Source organism: Streptomyces sp. NPDC002994, from assembly GCF_040611155.1.
In the GTDB taxonomy this organism is placed as follows: Bacteria; Actinomycetota; Actinomycetes; order Streptomycetales; family Streptomycetaceae; genus Streptomyces.
In genome coordinates this window covers 28,760-45,500 of record NZ_JBEXNQ010000044.1, presented here as the reverse complement: position 1 = coordinate 45,500, position 16,741 = coordinate 28,760, and the positions used below count along the sequence as shown (strand labels likewise).

The window sequence follows — 16,741 nt, the reverse complement described above, 5'->3', positions numbered from 1 at the left end:
GGCCCCCCCCCTCTCCCCGTCCCGCGGCCGGGGGCTGCCCGTGCCCTCCTCCCCCCCACCCCACCGCGGCGGGGGGCCCCCCCCCCCCCCCCCCCCCCCCCCCCCCCCGCGGCTCTTGTCATGTCGTGCCATGGGGGGACCGGATTCAGGGCGTCAGCGGCGGCCGCGGGCCGTCGTCCCTGATGACCTCACCCTGTACGACCTTGCCGTCCGGGCGGTGAATGCGAGCCTGCTGGAAGGCGTCGCCCAGACTGCCGGCGCCGGCCGCGCTCATCCTGCGCTCCAGGGACCGCTCGGCGTACCTTCCGAGGAACGACCGTACGGGCGGTACGAGCAGCAGCAGCCCCGCCACGTCCGAGATCATCCCGGGCAGCATCAGCAGCAGGCCGCCGAGCATCAGGAAGCCATTGCCGCTGCTCCCCTGCCGCTGGGCGGACGTCTCGCCCGCCTGCTGGCGCTGAAGCGTCTCGGTGAGGTTCTTGAACGCCCGCCGGCCCGCCCGCTTGATGACCACGGCGCCCAGCACGAAGCCGGCGACGAGCAGCAGGAAGACCGTGAAGCCGCCGGCGGCGCCGGCCACGACGGTCAGCAGCCAAATCTCGAGCACCATCCAGGCGGCGATGCCAAGAGGTACGAAGGTGCGCGCGCGTGAACGCTTGGGACGCTGGGGAACGGTCGGGGGCGGGGGCGGTGAGCCGGTCGTCATGCCCCCAGTGTGCCTGTACGGGCGCCTGGACGGCGTAAAGGTCCGATCAGGAGGGCTTGCGCCCCAGCAGCTTGTTCGCCCGGGAGCCGACGCCCCAGGCCGTCACACGCCACAGCGCCTCGACGACGATGTCACGGCTCATCTTGCTGTCGCCCAGCTCGCGCTCAACGAAGGTGATGGGCACTTCGACGACGTTGTAACCGGCTTCGACCGCGCGGCGGGCGAGGTCGACCTGGAAGCAGTACCCCTGGGAGGCGACCTCTTCGAGACCGAGACCTTCCAAGGTCTGCGCGCGGAAGGCCCGGAAGCCGCCCGTGACGTCGCGAATGGGTACGCCGAGCAGCACCCGCGAGTACGTGCTGCCGCCGCGGGAGAGCATTTCCCGGTGCTTGGGCCAGTTGACGACGCGTCCGCCCGGCACCCAGCGCGAGCCGAGGACCAGGTCCGCGCCCTTGAGGGCGGTCAGCAGGCGGGGAAGCTCCTCGGGCTGGTGCGAGCCGTCCGCGTCCATTTCCACGAGTACGCCGTAGTCGTGCTCGATGCCCCAGCGGAAGCCCGCCAGGTAGGCCGCGCCGAGCCCTTCCTTGCCCTTGCGGTGCAGGACGTGGACCTGGTCGTCGACGGCCGCGATCTCGTCGGCGATCTTGCCGGTGCCGTCGGGGCTGTTGTCGTCGGCGACCAGGACGTGCGCGTCAGGCACCGCGGCACGCACCCGGGAGACGATCGGCTTGATGTTCTCGGCCTCGTTGTAGGTCGGAATGATCACCAAGGTTCTGCCGAGCGGGCCGTAACGCCTCTGACCGCCGTCGTTCACTACTTCCCCTTAATGTCCGTACACAGTTGCCCCACCATAGCGAGCGTGGTCGGCGCGCCTGCACGGATGTCTCCGGAGGAAGCGACAAGTCGTTTCTGCGGATCGGGGCCCGGTGTCCTTCGGGCCGGCCCCGGGCCCGCCGGCTGCGGGTCGGCCGAGAGCCGTTGTCTACTGAACGTCCGGGCCCCACCCGGGTCCCACCTGCCGCTCGGCTGAAACCTTCCCTCGCCCCCGAGGCGCGGGCGCTGAACCTGGCTCCGAGTGCTGGTGCGCCGGTGCGGCACACCACCCCATGACCCAGCGGCGTTCGGCGACTGCGTGGAGGTTTGCCGGTCGGACGTCCTGCGGTGGACTCGGCCGAACCTACCCGCCGATGGCCGCTTTCTGTCAATAGCCCTTTGACCTGGGGAGTTTACTCAAATCACCAGGTCAGTGCCGAAGGTACGCAGGTGACACGAGGCCTGGCGCGAACACCGATCGGCCGTACGCGGGCCGCGCACATCACTCGTTCGGTCTCACGTAAACAGTTTGTCCGAAGACCACGGTCCGCAGACAGACCGGGAGTTCGGCGCCGGGCGTGAGATCCGGCAGACCGGGCGTCCCCGAGCGCGGGTCGGTCGACCAGCGGGCGACCCGGTCGTCGGGCGCCTGCACGACGAGCTCACCGGCGCGCCAGAGCGCGTAGTCGGCGGGGGCGCCCGGTACGAGCGTGCCCGCGTCGTCGCGGCCGACGGCACGCCAACCGCCGCGGGTGTGGGCGGTGAAGGCGGCGCGTACGGAGATCCGGTGCTCGGGCGTGCGGTGGAAGGCCGCAGCGCGGACCGTCCCCCACGGGTCGAGCGGGGTGACCGGGCTGTCGGAGCCGAAGGCCAGCGGCACCCCGGCGCGCAGCAGGGCCGCGTACGGGTTGAGCGTACGGGCCCGCTCGGCGCCCAGGCGCTGTGCGTACATCCCGTCCTCGCCGCCCCAGGCCGCGTCGAAGGCCGGCTGTACGGACGCGGTGAGGCCGAATTCGGCGAAGGCGGCGATGGTGGCGGGGGTCAGCATCTCGGCGTGCTCGACGCGGTGGCGGGCGGCGCGGATCCGGGCGGGGCCGACCTTCTCGGCGGCGGCGCGCACGCCGTCGACGACCGAGGTGACGGCGGCGTCGCCGATGGCGTGGAAGCCCGCCTGGAGCCCGGCGTCGGTGCAGGCGACGACATGGGCGGCGACGGCCGCCGTGTCGAGGTAGGCCGTGCCGGTGTGGGAAGCGTCGGCGTACGCCTCGTGCAGGCAGGCGGTGTGCGAGCCGAGCGATCCGTCGACGAAGAGGTCGCCCGCGGCGCCTGCCGCGCCCAGTTCGCGAATACGCTCGGCGTCCTTCGCACTCGCGACCTGCTCGGCCCAGTAGCCGAAGACGCGGGGGCCGGGCCGCTGGGCCGCCAGCTTCAGCAGGCCGGTGAAGTCCTCCTCGTCGGAGATACCGGGTCCCGCGCACTCGTGGACCGTACCGATGCCGAGCGAGGCGGCGTGCGCGAGCGCCGCGCGCTGCGCTTCGGCGCGCTGCGCCGGGGTGACGGCGCGGTGCGCCGCGCCCCGTACGGCGTGGTGGGCGGCGGCGGTGAGCGGGGCGTCCGGGTGGTAGCCCGCCAGGCCGGTGATGCCGGGGACGAGGTCCAGGAGGGCGGTGGTGACGACGGCCGAGTGGACGTCGATCCGGGGCAGGTACAGCGGCCGCCCGCCGGCCGCCTCGTCGAGTTCGGCGCGGGACGGGGGCCGCTGTTCGGGCCAGCGCGTGGCGTCCCAGCCGTGCCCGAGGAGGATCCGGCCCGCCGGGGCCGCGGCGGCGTGCGCCCGTACGAGCTCCAGCGCAGCGGCGAGGCTGCGCGCGCCGGACAGGTCGAGGCCGGTGAGTGCGAGGCCGGTGGAGGTGGTGTGCACGTGTGCGTCCGTGAACGCGGGGGTGACCAGGGCCCCTTCGAGGTCGATCACCTCGTCGACGCCGGACGCGAAGGCGTCGGCCGCCCCTTCGGAGCCCACCCAGGCGACATGCCCGCGTTCGACGACCATCGCGGTGGCGAAGGGGTCGGCGGGGCTGTGGACCTCGCCGCCGCGCAGCAGCACGGTGCGGTGTTCAGCGGCCTGAGGGGTGGGGGCGTTGCGCTCGGTCATGGTGAACAGTCTCGCCCCTCGCGCGCGGCGTTCCGTGCGCGGGGGCCGGGCGGGCGGTCCGGCGGGCGGTCCGGCGGGTGGGGTCAGACCTGCGGCGGGCGGGCCTCGTACGGCGTGGACAGGACCACGGTCGTACGCGTGGACACGCCGGCCAGGGAACGGATCCGGGTCAGCAGGTGCTCCAGTTCGAGCGGGGTGGCGACGCGCACCTTGAGGATGTAGTTCTCCTCGCCCGCCACGCTGTGGCACGCCTCGATCTCGGGAACGCCCGCGAGCCGTTCCGAGATGTCGTCGGGGGCGCTGGGATCGAACGGTTTCACCGAGATGAACGCGGTGAGCGGCAGCCCGACAGCCTCGGGGTCGACCACCGCGGCATAGCCCCGGATGACACCCCGCTGCTCCAGCCTGCGCACGCGCTGGTGCACGGCCGATGTGGACAGGCCAGTGGCCTTGCCCAGGTCGGTGTAACTCATCCGCCCGTCCTTGACGAGCAAATCCACGATCTGACGATCCAGCTCCTCCATAGCGGATCAACCTATGCCCCGAGGGCCCTGAGGCACAGCCGCGGGCCCACCCGGAGGGGCATCTGCGGGCGGCATGTGACGAACGCCACAGGCCTACGACCGTGTCCGTCGGGCAGGCGCGATTACCGCGCGTGCGTGACGGGAAGTGCTTGCTGTGGTCGAGGCCGCAGCGCCTTGTCGGGCCACCCGAGGGGGAGTGTCTCCATGCAGAGCCTGAAGCGCACCGGACGCAGTGAACCGGATCCTGTTGAACCCGTATCCGTCGACGAGGACGACCTCGACGATCTCGACGCGTACGACACCTTTGAGATGTTTCGAGTGATCTGCCCGGACTGTGTCCAGCCGATCGCGCTGCTGGCGGACGAGACCGTCCTGCCCGAGCACGCCAAGTGCCCCACTCCGTGGAACCCGTTCGGGCTCACGGCGTGCGCGGGCACCGGGCGCCCGGCGGCGGACGCCAAGCCCGCCGACGAGACCCTGGAGGTCCAGGAGCAGGAAACAGCCCTGCTGTTGACGCTCCCCCAGGGCCTCGACTGGCGGACGCAGCCGTTCTCGCACGTCGGCGGTCCGGGCTCGCGCCCGCTCAAGGCGTCGCAGCTGCGGCGCGCCGCGTAGGGGCCACGCAGGGGCGGTCGGCGGAGCTTTCGGGCCCCGGGACAGCGCCCCGGATCAAGCAGCCGCCCAGTACGTTCCGCGCACCATCGCCTCCAGTGACGCCCGGTGCAGGATCATCGTGTCCGGGTTCTCAGGGACCCGGACCTCACCGAAGTGCACCTGCCGGTAGGCGATGCGCAGCATCACGATGGCGTGCCTCAGGGCGGCGTACAGCGTGTGGAACTCCATGTCCCGCGGTGTGTGGCCGGTGAGTTCGGCGTAACGCCGCTCGACGGCCTCGCGCCGCAGGAAGTCCGGCAGACCGCTCTGGCCGAAGCTCACCGTCAGGTCCTGGAAGAAGCGGTGGAGGTACACCGCCCAGCCCAGGTCGAGTTCGCGCGGTCCGTAGGACGCCATCTCCCAGTCGAGTACGGCGGCGGGCTCGAAGCCGTCGTAAATGATGTTGCCGATACGGGCGTCGCCCCAGCTCAGCACGGCTGGGCCGGTGTCGTCGGGCCAGTGCGCGTCGAGCCAGTCGAAGGCGGTCTCGATGAGCGGTGACCGGGCGACGCCGCCCACAACCCAGTCGTAGTACGCCCGTTGGGCGGCGACGTGGCGGCGCAGGGGGCTGCCGGTGCCCGGCGGCATCAGGAACTCCGCTTCCTTCGCCGGGAACTGGTCGTGCAGGCGCGCGAGCACGGTGAGCGTCGCGTCCTGGAGGCGTGCGCGTTCGGCGTCCGTGGCGGAGTGGAGCCAATTCCCCTCGTACGTATAGGGCATGACGTCGGGCGGTACGCGGCCCTCGGCGCGCTCCATGATGAAGAAGGGCGCCCCGAGCGGCCCCGTGTCCTCCTCCAGCCACAGCACGCGCGGCACAGGGACGCTCGTGTGCTCGGCGACGAGGCTCATGACGCGGTGCTGGCGGGCCATGTCGTAGACGGGGAAGACGCTGTACGCGGCGGGGTCGGCGGCCAGTCGCAGGGCGCAGGCGGACACGGGGGCGGCCGGGTGGGCCAGGTCGAAGAGCAGGGTCTCGCTCGACATGCCGTTGGAGGCGGGCGCGTTGACCCCGCTGACGCGCGCGCCGGGGAGCCGCACGTCGAGCCAGGCGGCCAGGCGCCGGCCGAGTTCTTCGGGGTCGCGGGTGGTGGTGCGGGGGCGGGGTGCGGTTGCCATGCCGTACTCCTGTCGGGAGGGTGAGGTTCAGGGGGCGACCGATTCGTAGCCGGTGAAGCCGCTCGGGTCGTGGCGGCCGAAGGTGCCGTGCTCGAAGATGCCGTGGCCCGTCCGCCCGTCGAGGGTGAAGCGGGCGGCGTGGTCGGTGACGCCGTACGCGGCCATGGGGTGCGCGGTGGGGTCGGAGAGGTCGTACGTACACCGGTCCGTCCAGCCGCGCCCCTGCCAGCTGCCGTGCTGCCAGTCCGTCGCGGGCGGGTAGCCGGCGCCGACGGCCAGCGGCGAGGAGTTCAGGATCTCGACGCCGAGCTCCAGCGGCTTGCGGTCGGGCCCGGTGAGGTGGATGACGGCGCGCTCGGGGTGGCGGGTGCCGGGGCGGTACGTGATGTCGGCGTGCGGCCAGCCGAGCTGGACGTCGCGCTCGCCCTCGCGCACGAGGAGCGCTTCGTTGAGGGTCCGGTGCCCGTCGGCGTCCTCCTGGGCGATCACCATCAGGAAGCGGCTCTCGAAGCGGGCCGGGATCCAGAGCCAGTGGAAGCCCTCGGGGCGGTGCTCCTCGGCGGCCCGGCCGCCGTCCTCGCCCGGGATCGGCCGTACGCCCCAGCTGCGGTCGCGGGTGCCGGTCCACTCCCCCGCGGTCAGCGCTATCTCTTCTCCCCCGGCGCGGATCACGCCCGTACAACCGCCTGCCTGGACGAAGCGGCGGCCTTCGAGCATCAGGCGGTCGCCGCGCCGCTGGACGTGGTGCGGCTCCCAGACGGCGGGGAAGTCCGCGGTCCAGGTGACGTCGTACGAGAAGGAGTCCGGATCGGCGGGGTCGGCGTCGCAGTGCAGGGTGAAACGGCGCAGCGGCTCGTCGACGGTGATCCGCAGAGGACCTACGGAGAGGTTCATACGGTCGTCGGTGAGGGCGTCGGAGGCCCGCACGGCGTGCAGGCGGTCTCCGATGCGCAGCGTCGCGTAGGCGTCGATCACACCGGTGTTGGGGTAGACGCCGAGCCCGGCGATGAGCAGGGCGCGGCCGGAGTGGTCCACGAGGTGGAAGATGCACCGGTCATAGGCGTTGCGGTCGCCCGTGGCGACGTGCTTCATCGACAGCGGGGCCTGGTGGATCGGGTATTCGTCGAGCGCGATGGGGCGGTCCTCGGCCACGGCGGTCCTCCTGGGCGCGGACGTAACGGTGCGGCCCCCGGCGGGGGATTTGACGGTACGTCAGAAACCGCGCCCAGGGCCATACGCGCGTCACGCCCCGGGCCGGCCCGCTTCACCGCGCGAACGGACGCCCGAATGAGGTCGGCGATAACCCCGGCGGCCTTGCGGCTGTTGGCCCGATATGACCCTGCAGTACACCCCGGTCGGCGACGGACGCCGACGTCTCCTTTATCCGCCCTCCGCTCCGGCAGAATCGGTTCCGCATCCCTCGGATCCGCCCCTCTACCGCGCCCTCCTGCGCCAGTGGCACAGCCACGGCCGGACCCTGCCGGGACGTCGCGATCCGGAATGGGTCCGGCTCGTGGCGTCCCCGGCGTGGCCGGACGGACGGCTCAGCGGGTCTCGGGACCCACGAGACGGCGGGCGATGACCATGCGCTGAATCTGGTTCGTACCCTCGACGATCTGGAGCACCTTCGCCTCGCGCATGAAGCGCTCGACGGGGAAGTCCAGCGTGTAGCCATAGCCGCCGAGCACCTGGACGGCGTCGGTCGTCACGCGCATCGCCGCGTCCGTGCAGAACAGCTTCGCCATCGCGGCCTCCCGCGAGAACGGCCGCCCGGCGTCCCGCAGGCGTGCCGCCGCCAGGTACAGCGACCGGCCCGCCTCGATCTGGGTGGCCATGTCGGCGAGCATGAAGCGCAGGCCCTGGAAGTCGGCGATCGGCCGGCCGAACTGCTGCCGCCCAGTGGCGTACGAGACGGCCTCGTCCAGCGCCGCCTGGGCGACGCCGACCGCGCAGGCCGCGATGCCGAGGCGGCCGGAGTCGAGGGCGGAGAGCGCTATCGCGAAGCCCTGCCCCTCCTCGCCGATTCTGCGCGAGTCCGGGACCCGTACGCCGTCGAAGTTGAGCTGGGCGGTGGGCGAGCCCTTCATGCCCATCTTCTTCTCTGGCGCCGCGGCGTTCAGCCCCTCGGCGTCGCCGGGTACCAGGAAGGCCGTGATGCCCCGGGCGCCCTCACCACCCGTACGGGCGAGGACGGTGTAGAAGTCGGCGATTCCGCCGTGGGTGATCCAGGCCTTCGTACCGGTGATGACCCAGTCGTCGCCGTCGCGCACGGCCTTGGTGCGCAGCGAGGCCGCGTCGGATCCGGAGGCGGGCTCCGAGAGGCAGTAGGCGCCGAGCAGGCCGCCGCCGAGCATGGCGGGCAGGTGCGTGGCCTGCTGCTCCTTGGTGCCGTAGCCGGCGAGGGCGTGGCAGGCGAGGCTGTGGACGCTGACGCCGAGGCCGACCGTGAGGCGGGCGGCGGCGAGCTCTTCGAGGACCTGGAGATATACCTCGTACGGCTGGTCTCCGCCGCCGTACTCGGCGTCGTACGGCAGAGCGAGCAGACCGGATTCGGAGAGCAGCGCGAAGATCTCGCGCGGGAAGTGCCCGGCGTCCTCCTCGGCTGCGGCCGTGGGCGCGATCTCCCTCTGGATCATGTCGCGCACGAGCGCGAGCAGGTCCCGGGACTCCTCGGTGGGCAGCTGACGTTCCACCGGCTGCGGGGCGCGGTCGGACATTGCGGCGCTCTCCTCCCTGTCGGGCGCTGCGGCGGGCGCGCGCGCAGGGTGTGGCGGCGCCGCCGGGTCTTGCTGCCTGGCCGCCGGCGCTCCTCCGGGTTACGGAAGTCGCTGGCCAGCGGCTGTGGCGGGATGAGTATGCCCGATGGAATGCCTTCCGTCACGGGGTGGTGGACGGCGCCGGGCAGCTCGGTTCCAGTTCCTCGATCGTACGGAGCGTGGCGCGCAGCAGCCCGGTGAGCAGGGCGCGGACGGCGTCGCGGTCGAGCTCCTGGTGGCTCAGCCAGTCCAGGGTCACTCCCTCGACGCCGGTCATCCAGCCGATCAGGGCCAACCGGGCTACGACGGGGATGTCGCGGCGGCCGTACGCGCCCTCCGCGATGGTGGCGATCAGCTCCTCGCGCACCGCGTCCCGGATGGCCTGCACCTCGGTGTCGAAGCCGACGCCGCCGGTGACGATCGTGCGGTACGCCGCCTGGTGGTGCTGGGCGTAGCGCAGATAGCCGTCGATGGTGCGCTGGACCCGCTCGGCGTTCGGGAGGTCGCGTTCGCTGCCCGCCCGCGCCACGAGCTCGGCGACGGACTCCTCGATGATGGCGAGGTAGTAGCCGCGTTTGCTCTTGAAGTAGTAGTAGATCAAGCCCTTGGCGACACCCGCGTGCCGGGCGATGTCGTCCATCGACAGGGCGTCGTACGACGTGTCGGCGAACAACTTCCGTCCGGTCGCGATGAGTTCGGCGCGGCGCACCTGCGATCGCTCGGTGGAACCACGCTGTTGACTAATATTCAATACCGGCCCTAGTCTCCAACTGCCACAGGATCTCCGCAGTATGGCAGACCTGCGCCAACTCCCTTCCTGCGTCGTCCTGTAGGTGATCGGCCACGCACTTCCCCTGCGCACCGCAACGACGTACGGGAGGAACAAGTGAGCGCAGCCAAGCAGCAGCAGCCGCCTGCCGAGGGCAGGCCTGCCGAGGGCAGAACGGCATGGAAGAAGACAGCGGTCGTCGCGATGCCGGCGATCCTCGCGGTCGGAGTGATGGCGTCGATGATGGGCCAGGGTGCACTGGCCGCGTCGTTCGCCGTATCGGGGACGAGCTTCCAGGTGGCGTCGGGGAAACTGACGAGCCAGGGCCTGTCCAGTTACGTACAGACGGACCGGTCGGCGGACGGCAAGGGGCATCCCGTCGCCCTGCTCGGCATCGGCGACGCCCGGCTCAGCGACATCTGCCAGGCCGCGGAGATCGGCACGCCGGTCGGGAAGGTCGTCTTCAAACTGACGGCGGGAGGCAAGGCCGGCGAGGTGACGGCCAGCAGTCTGGTCATCGACGCGGAGGATCTCGTCGGTGACGCCCGCTTCGGCACCGCGCAGATCGGCCGGGACGCGTCGACGCTGGACGAGGTGCCCGGGGTCAAGGGCGAGGTGGGGAAGTTCGGCCTCCAGGCCGGGGACATCGAGGTCGCGGGCGTGAAGTCGCACGCCTGGTCCGCGACCGGCGGCAATTTCCGGCTGAAGGGGCTCAGCATCGACGTGAGCCTGGACGGCAAGAAGTGCTTCTGACCCGCGTGCTCCGGGCCCGCGCGCTCAGGACCCGCCGTCCGGCACGGGGATGGCTGGAGGAGCGGCTGCCGTATCCGGACAAGCGGCGTCGCCTGCGGGCCTGGCGGCGGACCCGGCCCTTCTGGGGCGGGCTGCTGCTGATACTCGGCGGCATTGAGCTGCTGCTGGTGCCGCTGTCGCCGCTGACGGTGCTGGTGAGCCTCGGCCTCGGCGGGCTGGCGGCGATCGGGATCGGGCTGGCGCTGATCGCGGCGGGGCTGTTCCTCTGGTTCCTGCCGCATACCCGCCACTACGTGAGCATCCACGCTCTGCTGCTGTCCGTGCTGTCCTTCGCCGCGACCAATCTCGGCGGTTTCGTGGTGGGGACGGTGCTGGGGATCGCGGGCAGTGCGATGGGGTTCGGCTGGACGCCCGTACAGGACGAGCAACGGGAGGATGTCCCGCCGCTGCGGGACGGGCAGGGGCCGCGTACGCTCGCGGCCGCGCTGCCGGTCGTCCTGCTGGCGGCGCTGGGCCAGAGCCCGGCCGTCGGCAAGGCGCCGGAGCCCGGATCCGTCGTCGCACCGCGTACGCCGCCGACCGTGACCACGACGCTCTTCGCGCCGCACGGGTTCCTGATCGCGGGGGTACGGGAGGTGCCGACCGCCGACGGTCCGGTGAAGGCGATGGTGCTGAAGATGCGGTCCGCCTCCCTCACCGACTACCGCCTCAAGACCCGCGACGGCCGTGACGAACTCGCCCTGGGGGCCGACACCCTGGACCTGAGCGGCAACGTGACGCTCTACCTCACCAAGTTCAGCGGCTGCCTGGAGGGAATTCTCTGCCTCACCTTCACCCCGGACGGTCTGCCGGTGCCGCCCGTGGTGCCGCCGTTCGTCTTCATGACCGATGTCAGCGCCGAACAGGCCCTGGTCACCTCGGACTCGATCGTCACGGACGGGCTGACCCTGGAGGCGTCGTGATCCAGATCCAGGCGGCGCTCTTCTGGTCGTACGCGATCGGCGCGACCTTCGCCCTGTCGGCGGGGCGCCAGCTCCAGTGGTGGGAGCGGTCGGTGCGGGGTGAGGGCGTACGGACGCGCAGTCGCGCCGCCCATCCGTACCTCGCACTCACCTTGCTTTTCGCGGCTGTGCTGATGGTGCCGTCCGGGCTTTTCGTGATGTGGCAGAACCCGTCCTGGTCGACCATGCATGTGGCGAGCGGGCACGAGGGCCTGTGGGCCGGTTTCGTGCTCTTCTACGCGGGCGGGATCGTCGTCGCCACGCTGCTCGGCTTCCTCGCTGCGCGGGTGTTCGTGCTGGTGGGGGCGGGCTACTGGGCGTATCTGCAGACCGTTGGCGGCTACTTCCTGCTCTTCGGCACGCTGATCCACGGCTGGGACGGGAACGGCTACCGTCGGCTGCTGACCACCAGCGCACGCGCGTACGCCGAGTGGCCGCGCGAGAGCGTCGTCAACAACGTTCTGGACTTCCTGACCTCGGGGACGTTCTTGGCGCTGCTGATCCTCGGGACGGCCGTCATCGGGACCATGCTCGCCACCGAGATCGGCTGGCTGGTGGAGGGCTGGCGGCTGCCGGGTGCGGACGGGGACCGCAAGGTGCCACGGGTGATGGCGGTGGCCGTCGCGGCGGCCGGGGTGTACGGGCTGCCGTTCGCCGGGGCGGTCGTGGCGAGTGTGCTCGTGCGTGTGCTGGGGTGGCCGCTCGGGCTCGCACTGTTCGCGGGCCTGGCTGGGGTGGTGCTGCTGGCCCGGCGGAGTCCGGTGCGGGTGCTGTACGGGCTGGTGGGGGTTCCGGGGCGGCACTGGAGGGCGGACGAGTAGGTGGGCTCAGCGGATGCCGACGGCTGCGAGCGCGCGTCGCTGGGCGGGGATGGGATGAGCGGGCCAGTAGAGGTAGCAGACGCCACCTGTGCCGGATGTGACCTTGCCGCCGGCGTTGTAGCGCTTCGTACGAAGCCAGATGTTCTCCCACTCTCGGCGCTTGTAGACGTGGCGCACTGCCTCGTTGCTCGGTGAGGCGGGGTCATTGGCGATGACGTCGCCGTCGGGCGTGAAGCCGATGACGGTCATGAGGTGACCTGCCGTGCCGTAGCCCGCGCCCGTCAGCTCCTCCTTGAGGAAGGACTGCGACGTTATGGCCGGGATCCCCGCGCGGACCAGCGTCTCCAGGTCGGTGAGCGAGTGGAGGCGGGTGACGACGGCGCTCATGTCCTTGTACGTCGCGGCGTACGCGGCGTTGAAGGGCCAGTTGCCGCACCCGTCGTACTGGTAGTCGAACGTGAAGCGCGCCGCGTGGCAGACCTGCGGGTCCGCGAAGGCCGGATCGACCCAGGCCAGGTCGGCGGCGGTGGGCTTGCGGCCCCAGTACTCGATGATCATCTGCGAGGAGGTGGGGCTGCACCAGGCCTCGCCGCCGTTGTCGTACTCGGGGTACTGGCCGATGTGCGTGTTCTGCGAGTAGCGCGGGACGACGAGCTCACGGGATACGCCGGGCTGCGAGGCGGGCACGGTGAAGCGGTCCGGGATGTCGGAGGCCATTGCGCCGAGGCGCCAGACGGTGGGGGTGAGCGTGGTGCCGGGCTTGCGGTGGAGGGTCAGCCTCAGCTGGTACGAGGCGAGGCGCAGGGCGCCGGCTGAACTGTTCATGGAGAACGTGTCGGTCCAGATGGTGCTGCGGCCGTCGCTCTGGTCGTCGACGGAGGTGCGCTTGATGTCGGCGTCGCCCGCCGCCCAGCGGCCCATCACGTACCAGGGCGTCGTCGTGCCGTCCGAGTACGTGCCGTGCAGCTCGACCGCGAGCCAGGTGCCGGCGGGGGTGTGGGCGTTCCAGGAGGCGATGACCTCGTTCGCCGGGACCGTGGAGGTGTGGACGGGTGAGGTCCAGGTGGCGCTCTCCCAGGTGGAGGTGGCGCCGGTGTGCGGGTCGGTGTAGTCGGTGCGGCCCGACGGGGTCGCGATGACCAGTCCGGGCCTGCGGCCTGCCACGGCCCTTGTTCCGGCGGCGGTGCCGGAGCGCCAGTCTGTGTACGTGGACCAGAAGCGGTTGTCCACGAGGCGGGGCGGGGTGGGTGCCTCTGTGGTGGCCGCTGCGGCTGCGGGGGACGCGGATGCCGTGCCTGCGCCGGCTGCGCCGACTGCTGCGGCGATCGCGGCCGTCAGGACGGTGCGGCGTGACGTGGATCTGGTCATGGTCATGGCCCCCGGGTCGGATGCGGATGGCGCGGGCAGGTGCACGACAGTGGGCCAACTATGGCTGGTGGCGGCGGGCTTCTGCCAGCACCTCGGACCGCGTCGCCCGCACCAATATTGGTGTGGACCGGTGGTGTGGCGGCGGGGCCTGGTCCTGCGGAACTTTCCCCTACCCGCCCCTCCCCGAACTGGGGCGCTGCCCCAGACCCCGGTCCTCAAGCGCCGGACGGGCTGAAGTCACCGGGGGTAGCTGGGGCTCCGCCCCGGACCCCGCTCCTCAAACGCCGGAGGGGCTGGAGGGTGCGGGAGGGTGCGGGAGCATATCCAGCCCAGGGGCGGGGTGGGGAAAGGCCCGCCGCAGGCGGCCTAGGGTGGACGCGTGGAACGTCGTCTTGATCTGCTGGCCGGCTCGCTGCGCGCGCTGCCGCCCTCCTGCGGACCCGTGCGGCTCGTCGCCGTCGACGGGCATGCCGGGTCCGGCAAAAGCACCTTCGCCGCGCGACTGGCCGCCGCGCTCGGTGGGGCACCCGTGCTGCACCTCGACGATCTGGCCAGCCACGAGGAGCTCTTCGCGTGGACCGGACGGTTGCGGGAGCAGGTGACCGGGCCGCTGGCGCGCGGAGAGAGCGCGCGGTACGCCCCGTACGACTGGACACTCCGCCGATTCGGGCCCGCGCGCCCGCTGGACCCCGCGCCCGTCGTGCTCATCGAGGGGGTGGGGGCCGGGCGGGCCGCCGTGCGGCCGGATCTCGCGCGGCTGCTCTGGATGGAGATGGGTGCGGGCGAGGCCTGGGCGCGCGGGCGGCGCAGGGACGGACCGGCGCAATCGGACTTCTGGGACGGATGGACAGCGGCGGAGATGCGCCATTTCGCCGCGGACCCCTCGCGGCCGTACGCGGATCTGCTGGTACGGCAGTGTCAGGAGGGGTACGAGTGGCTCCCGGGGCCCGCCGCGACAGCACGACCGAACCAAACCGTCACGATGCGTGACTACCTGCCCCGACCCTCGGAAACGGCCTGAAAACCTCCCTCGCAAGTGCCTCAACTCCGCTTGACCCAGGGGGCGTACAGGTCTTACGTTCTCAATGTGCGGCTTTTCGAAGCCCCGCAGACGCGAAGCCCCCGGTTGTTCCCCCGTGATCGGGGGCTTCGTTCTGCCCACAGCGCCCTTCGACGGGCGTCGGGTGACCCGGTTCGCTCACCCTCGGTCACTGTCACCCCCGGGCCTGCGCCACCCGTAGGTCTGTGCCACCCGCACGGGTACGATGCTTTACGGTGCGGTCAATTCCCGTCCGCGACAAAGCGGTTCCGAGGACAGCCGACGGGCGCAGGCCCGGCCGGCACATCACGGAGGGCACGGTCTGTGGGGGACGTGACGGAATTCGGTACGCAGGGCATCAACGCCCCGGCCGACCTCGCCTGGCTGCGTGGCGTCGACGCGTACACGATGGGCGCCTATCCGCAGGCCGAAGAGGAATTCAGAGCCGCCGTACGGATGGATCCCGGCATGGCCGACGGCTGGCTCGGGCTCCACGCGCTGCGCATCGACACCACCACCGCCCTGCTGCGCATGTACCGCCACCGCGAGCGCTTCGGCGAGCAGCGCGCCCGGCACCGACGCACCCTCAACTCGTGGTACTGGCTGGGCTGGTGGGTCCAGCCCGTCCTGGAGAAGCCGCGCGACCTGCTGCTCGCGCACGCTTCCCACTGGCTCGACGGCCGCCATGTCCCCGAGCTCGACCGGGCGTTGGCCGGGCTGCCGCCGGTGGACGCCGATCCGCAGGTGCGGTTCCTGCACGCGTGCCGCGCGTACTTGGTCAAGGACTGGGAGCAGCTCGTACGCCACACCGATCCGCTCGTCGACGACCCGCTGCTCGGCATCGAGACCGGGCTCTTCGGCGGCATGGCGCGGGTCCGGCTGGAGATGTACGGGCAGGCCGAGCCGATGCTGTCGGCCGCCCTGATGCGGTGCCGCAGTGAGCAGCCGCAACGTAAGGAGCTGCGCTACTGGCTGGCCCGCGCGCATGAGGGCACCGGGCGCAGCGCGGCCGCCCTGCCGCTCTACCGGGCCGTTCACCGGGTGGATCCGGCCTTCATGGACACGTCGGCGCGGCTCGCGGCGATCGCCGAGGCGGACGGGTACGAGGACTCCGCCGGCTTCGCCGCCGTATCGCTGGCGGGGATCGGCCAGGACGCGGCTGACGCGGCGGGTGATACGGAGAGCCTGGTGGGGCCGGAGGTTCCGGAGGGCGGCCGGGACCTGCTGCTGGGCGGCGGAGGTCAGCCGCCGCTCGGCGGCGGCGTGGTGCCGGTGGCCGGGGACAGCGGCGTACGGGAGAAAGCGACCATTGCGCAGCGGCCCGGGGCGGCTCAGGCGTTTCCGGCCGGTCCCTCCGATCCCGCGCTGCTCGCCGAGGCGCTGGCGGAGCTGGAGCGTATGGTCGGCCTCGACCCGGTGAAGCGCCAGGTCAAAGCCCTGTCGGCACAGCTGAACATGGCCAGGCTGCGGGCCGGGCAGGGCCTACCCGTACAGCCGCCGAAGCGTCATTTCGTCTTCTCCGGTCCTTCGGGTACCGGCAAGACCACGGTCGCGCGCATCCTGGGGCGGGTCTTCTACGCACTCGGGCTGCTCGGCGGCGACCATCTGGTGGAGGCTCAACGAGCCGATCTGGTCGGTGAGTTCCTGGGGCAGACCGCCGTCAAGGCGAACGAGCTGATCGACTCGGCGATCGGCGGGGTGCTCTTCGTAGACGAGGCGTACAGCCTTTCCAACTCCGGGTACAGCAAAGGTGACGCGTACGGCGACGAGGCCCTCCAGGTGCTCCTCAAGCGCGCCGAGGACAACCGGGACCACCTCGTCGTGATCCTCGCCGGCTACCCGGAGGGCATGGACCGGCTCCTTGCCGTGAATCCGGGGCTCTCCTCCCGCTTCACGACCCGGGTCGACTTCCCCAGCTACCGGCCGCTGGAGCTGACGGCCATAGGCGAGGTGCTGGCCGCCGAGAACGGCGACGCGTGGGACGAGGAGGCGGTGGACGAGCTGCGCAGCATCAGCGGGCACGTCGTCGACCAGGGCTGGATCGACGAGCTGGGCAACGGCCGTTTCCTGCGCACGCTGTACGAGAAGAGCTGCGCGTACCGCGATCTCAGGCTCTCCGGTTACGCCGCCACCCCCACCCGCGACGACCTCTCGACGCTGCGCCTGCCCGACCTGATGCAGGCGTACGGCGAGGTCCTCTCGGGGCGCGGCCCGGCGAACCGCGGCCGGCAGGAACCGCCCGCGCTCTGAAAGCGCGGACGGTCCCCCC

15 protein-coding genes are annotated in these 16,741 nt (G+C 71.6%); 6 read left to right on the top strand and 9 right to left on the bottom strand.

Features of this window, described 5'->3' with window-relative positions; all coding sequences use genetic code 11:
* Window positions 1–145: 145 nt before the first annotated feature.
* From fxsA to ABZX79_RS35850, 4 genes are all read right to left on the bottom strand, one after another.
* Entirely contained in the window at window positions 146–706 is a 561-nt protein-coding gene (gene fxsA / locus ABZX79_RS35865) for an FxsA family membrane protein (protein ID WP_355267585.1), read from the bottom strand.
* A 46-nt stretch (window positions 707–752) separates the two neighbouring features.
* A complete protein-coding gene (locus ABZX79_RS35860; protein ID WP_355267582.1) occupies window positions 753–1,520 on the bottom strand; it encodes a polyprenol monophosphomannose synthase in 768 nt (255 codons plus the stop codon).
* 501 nt (window positions 1,521–2,021) lie between these two features.
* Complete coding sequence (locus tag ABZX79_RS35855; protein WP_355267579.1) at window positions 2,022–3,671, bottom strand: amidohydrolase; 1,650 nt, start codon at window positions 3,669–3,671, stop codon at window positions 2,022–2,024.
* Between the two features lie 83 nt (window positions 3,672–3,754).
* Window positions 3,755–4,195 carry an Lrp/AsnC family transcriptional regulator gene (locus tag ABZX79_RS35850; protein ID WP_028814025.1) on the bottom strand — a complete coding sequence of 147 codons (441 nt, stop codon included), beginning with the start codon at window positions 4,193–4,195 and terminating at the stop codon, window positions 3,755–3,757.
* Window positions 4,196–4,399: 204 nt separating this feature from the next.
* Here ABZX79_RS35850 and ABZX79_RS35845 point away from each other — a divergent pair, with 204 nt between their 5' ends.
* Window positions 4,400–4,810: a hypothetical protein gene (locus ABZX79_RS35845; RefSeq protein ID WP_355267576.1), complete on the top strand. Its 411-nt coding sequence runs from the start codon at window positions 4,400–4,402 to the stop codon at window positions 4,808–4,810.
* A 54-nt stretch (window positions 4,811–4,864) separates the two neighbouring features.
* Here ABZX79_RS35845 and ABZX79_RS35840 read toward each other — a convergent pair whose 3' ends face one another.
* From ABZX79_RS35840 to ABZX79_RS35825, 4 genes are all read right to left on the bottom strand, one after another.
* Complete coding sequence (locus tag ABZX79_RS35840; protein WP_355267573.1) at window positions 4,865–5,965, bottom strand: phosphotransferase family protein; 1,101 nt, start codon at window positions 5,963–5,965, stop codon at window positions 4,865–4,867.
* A 27-nt stretch (window positions 5,966–5,992) separates the two neighbouring features.
* Window positions 5,993–7,117: a hypothetical protein gene (locus ABZX79_RS35835; protein WP_355267570.1), complete on the bottom strand. Its 1,125-nt coding sequence runs from the start codon at window positions 7,115–7,117 to the stop codon at window positions 5,993–5,995.
* Window positions 7,118–7,509: 392 nt separating this feature from the next.
* Window positions 7,510–8,682: an acyl-CoA dehydrogenase family protein gene (locus ABZX79_RS35830; RefSeq protein WP_355267567.1), complete on the bottom strand. Its 1,173-nt coding sequence runs from the start codon at window positions 8,680–8,682 to the stop codon at window positions 7,510–7,512.
* Window positions 8,683–8,842: 160 nt separating this feature from the next.
* Window positions 8,843–9,472 (bottom strand): TetR/AcrR family transcriptional regulator, encoded by a 630-nt coding sequence (locus ABZX79_RS35825; RefSeq protein ID WP_355267564.1) that lies wholly within the window; start codon window positions 9,470–9,472, stop codon window positions 8,843–8,845.
* A gap of 222 nt (window positions 9,473–9,694) precedes the next feature.
* Between ABZX79_RS35825 and ABZX79_RS35820 the strand changes: the two genes are divergently transcribed.
* Genes ABZX79_RS35820 through ABZX79_RS35810 form a run of 3 tightly spaced genes read left to right on the top strand, consistent with a single transcriptional unit; the run spans window position 9,695 to window position 12,065 of the window.
* Window positions 9,695–10,243: a DUF6230 family protein gene (locus tag ABZX79_RS35820; protein ID WP_355267591.1), complete on the top strand. Its 549-nt coding sequence runs from the start codon at window positions 9,695–9,697 to the stop codon at window positions 10,241–10,243.
* Complete coding sequence (locus ABZX79_RS35815; protein WP_355267561.1) at window positions 10,234–11,205, top strand: DUF6114 domain-containing protein; 972 nt, start codon at window positions 10,234–10,236, stop codon at window positions 11,203–11,205. The genes ABZX79_RS35820 and ABZX79_RS35815 overlap by 10 nt, the downstream gene beginning before the upstream one ends.
* The gene (locus ABZX79_RS35810) at window positions 11,202–12,065 is read left to right on the top strand and encodes a hypothetical protein (RefSeq protein WP_355267558.1); all 864 of its coding nucleotides are present in this window, start codon (window positions 11,202–11,204) and stop codon (window positions 12,063–12,065) included. The genes ABZX79_RS35815 and ABZX79_RS35810 overlap by 4 nt, the downstream gene beginning before the upstream one ends.
* A gap of 6 nt (window positions 12,066–12,071) precedes the next feature.
* On the opposite strand, the gene ABZX79_RS35805 is transcribed toward ABZX79_RS35810, so the two are convergent.
* Window positions 12,072–13,433: a peptidase C39 family protein gene (locus tag ABZX79_RS35805; RefSeq protein ID WP_355267555.1), complete on the bottom strand. Its 1,362-nt coding sequence runs from the start codon at window positions 13,431–13,433 to the stop codon at window positions 12,072–12,074.
* A 379-nt stretch (window positions 13,434–13,812) separates the two neighbouring features.
* Between ABZX79_RS35805 and ABZX79_RS35800 the strand changes: the two genes are divergently transcribed.
* Both ABZX79_RS35800 and ABZX79_RS35795 read left to right on the top strand, forming a co-directional pair.
* Complete coding sequence (locus ABZX79_RS35800; RefSeq protein ID WP_355267552.1) at window positions 13,813–14,454, top strand: hypothetical protein; 642 nt, start codon at window positions 13,813–13,815, stop codon at window positions 14,452–14,454.
* Between the two features lie 342 nt (window positions 14,455–14,796).
* Entirely contained in the window at window positions 14,797–16,722 is a 1,926-nt protein-coding gene (locus tag ABZX79_RS35795) for an AAA family ATPase (protein ID WP_355267549.1), read from the top strand.
* Window positions 16,723–16,741 lie beyond the last annotated feature (19 nt).

Bases quoted from the DNA above. Each gene is read 5' to 3' on its own strand.
- fxsA (WP_355267585.1), bottom strand. From the start codon at position 706: ATGACGACCGGCTCACCGCCCCCGCCCCCGACCGTTCCCCAGCGTCCC.
- ABZX79_RS35830 (WP_355267567.1), bottom strand. From the start codon at position 8,682: ATGTCCGACCGCGCCCCGCAGCCGGTGGAACGTCAGCTGCCCACCGAG.
- ABZX79_RS35805 (WP_355267555.1), bottom strand. From the start codon at position 13,433: ATGACCAGATCCACGTCACGCCGCACCGTCCTGACGGCCGCGATCGCC.
- ABZX79_RS35850 (WP_028814025.1), bottom strand. From the start codon at position 4,195: ATGGAGGAGCTGGATCGTCAGATCGTGGATTTGCTCGTCAAGGACGGG.
- ABZX79_RS35840 (WP_355267573.1), bottom strand. From the start codon at position 5,965: ATGGCAACCGCACCCCGCCCCCGCACCACCACCCGCGACCCCGAAGAA.
- ABZX79_RS35845 (WP_355267576.1), top strand. From the start codon at position 4,400: ATGCAGAGCCTGAAGCGCACCGGACGCAGTGAACCGGATCCTGTTGAA.
- ABZX79_RS35820 (WP_355267591.1), top strand. From the start codon at position 9,695: ATGCCGGCGATCCTCGCGGTCGGAGTGATGGCGTCGATGATGGGCCAG.
- ABZX79_RS35855 (WP_355267579.1), bottom strand. From the start codon at position 3,671: ATGACCGAGCGCAACGCCCCCACCCCTCAGGCCGCTGAACACCGCACC.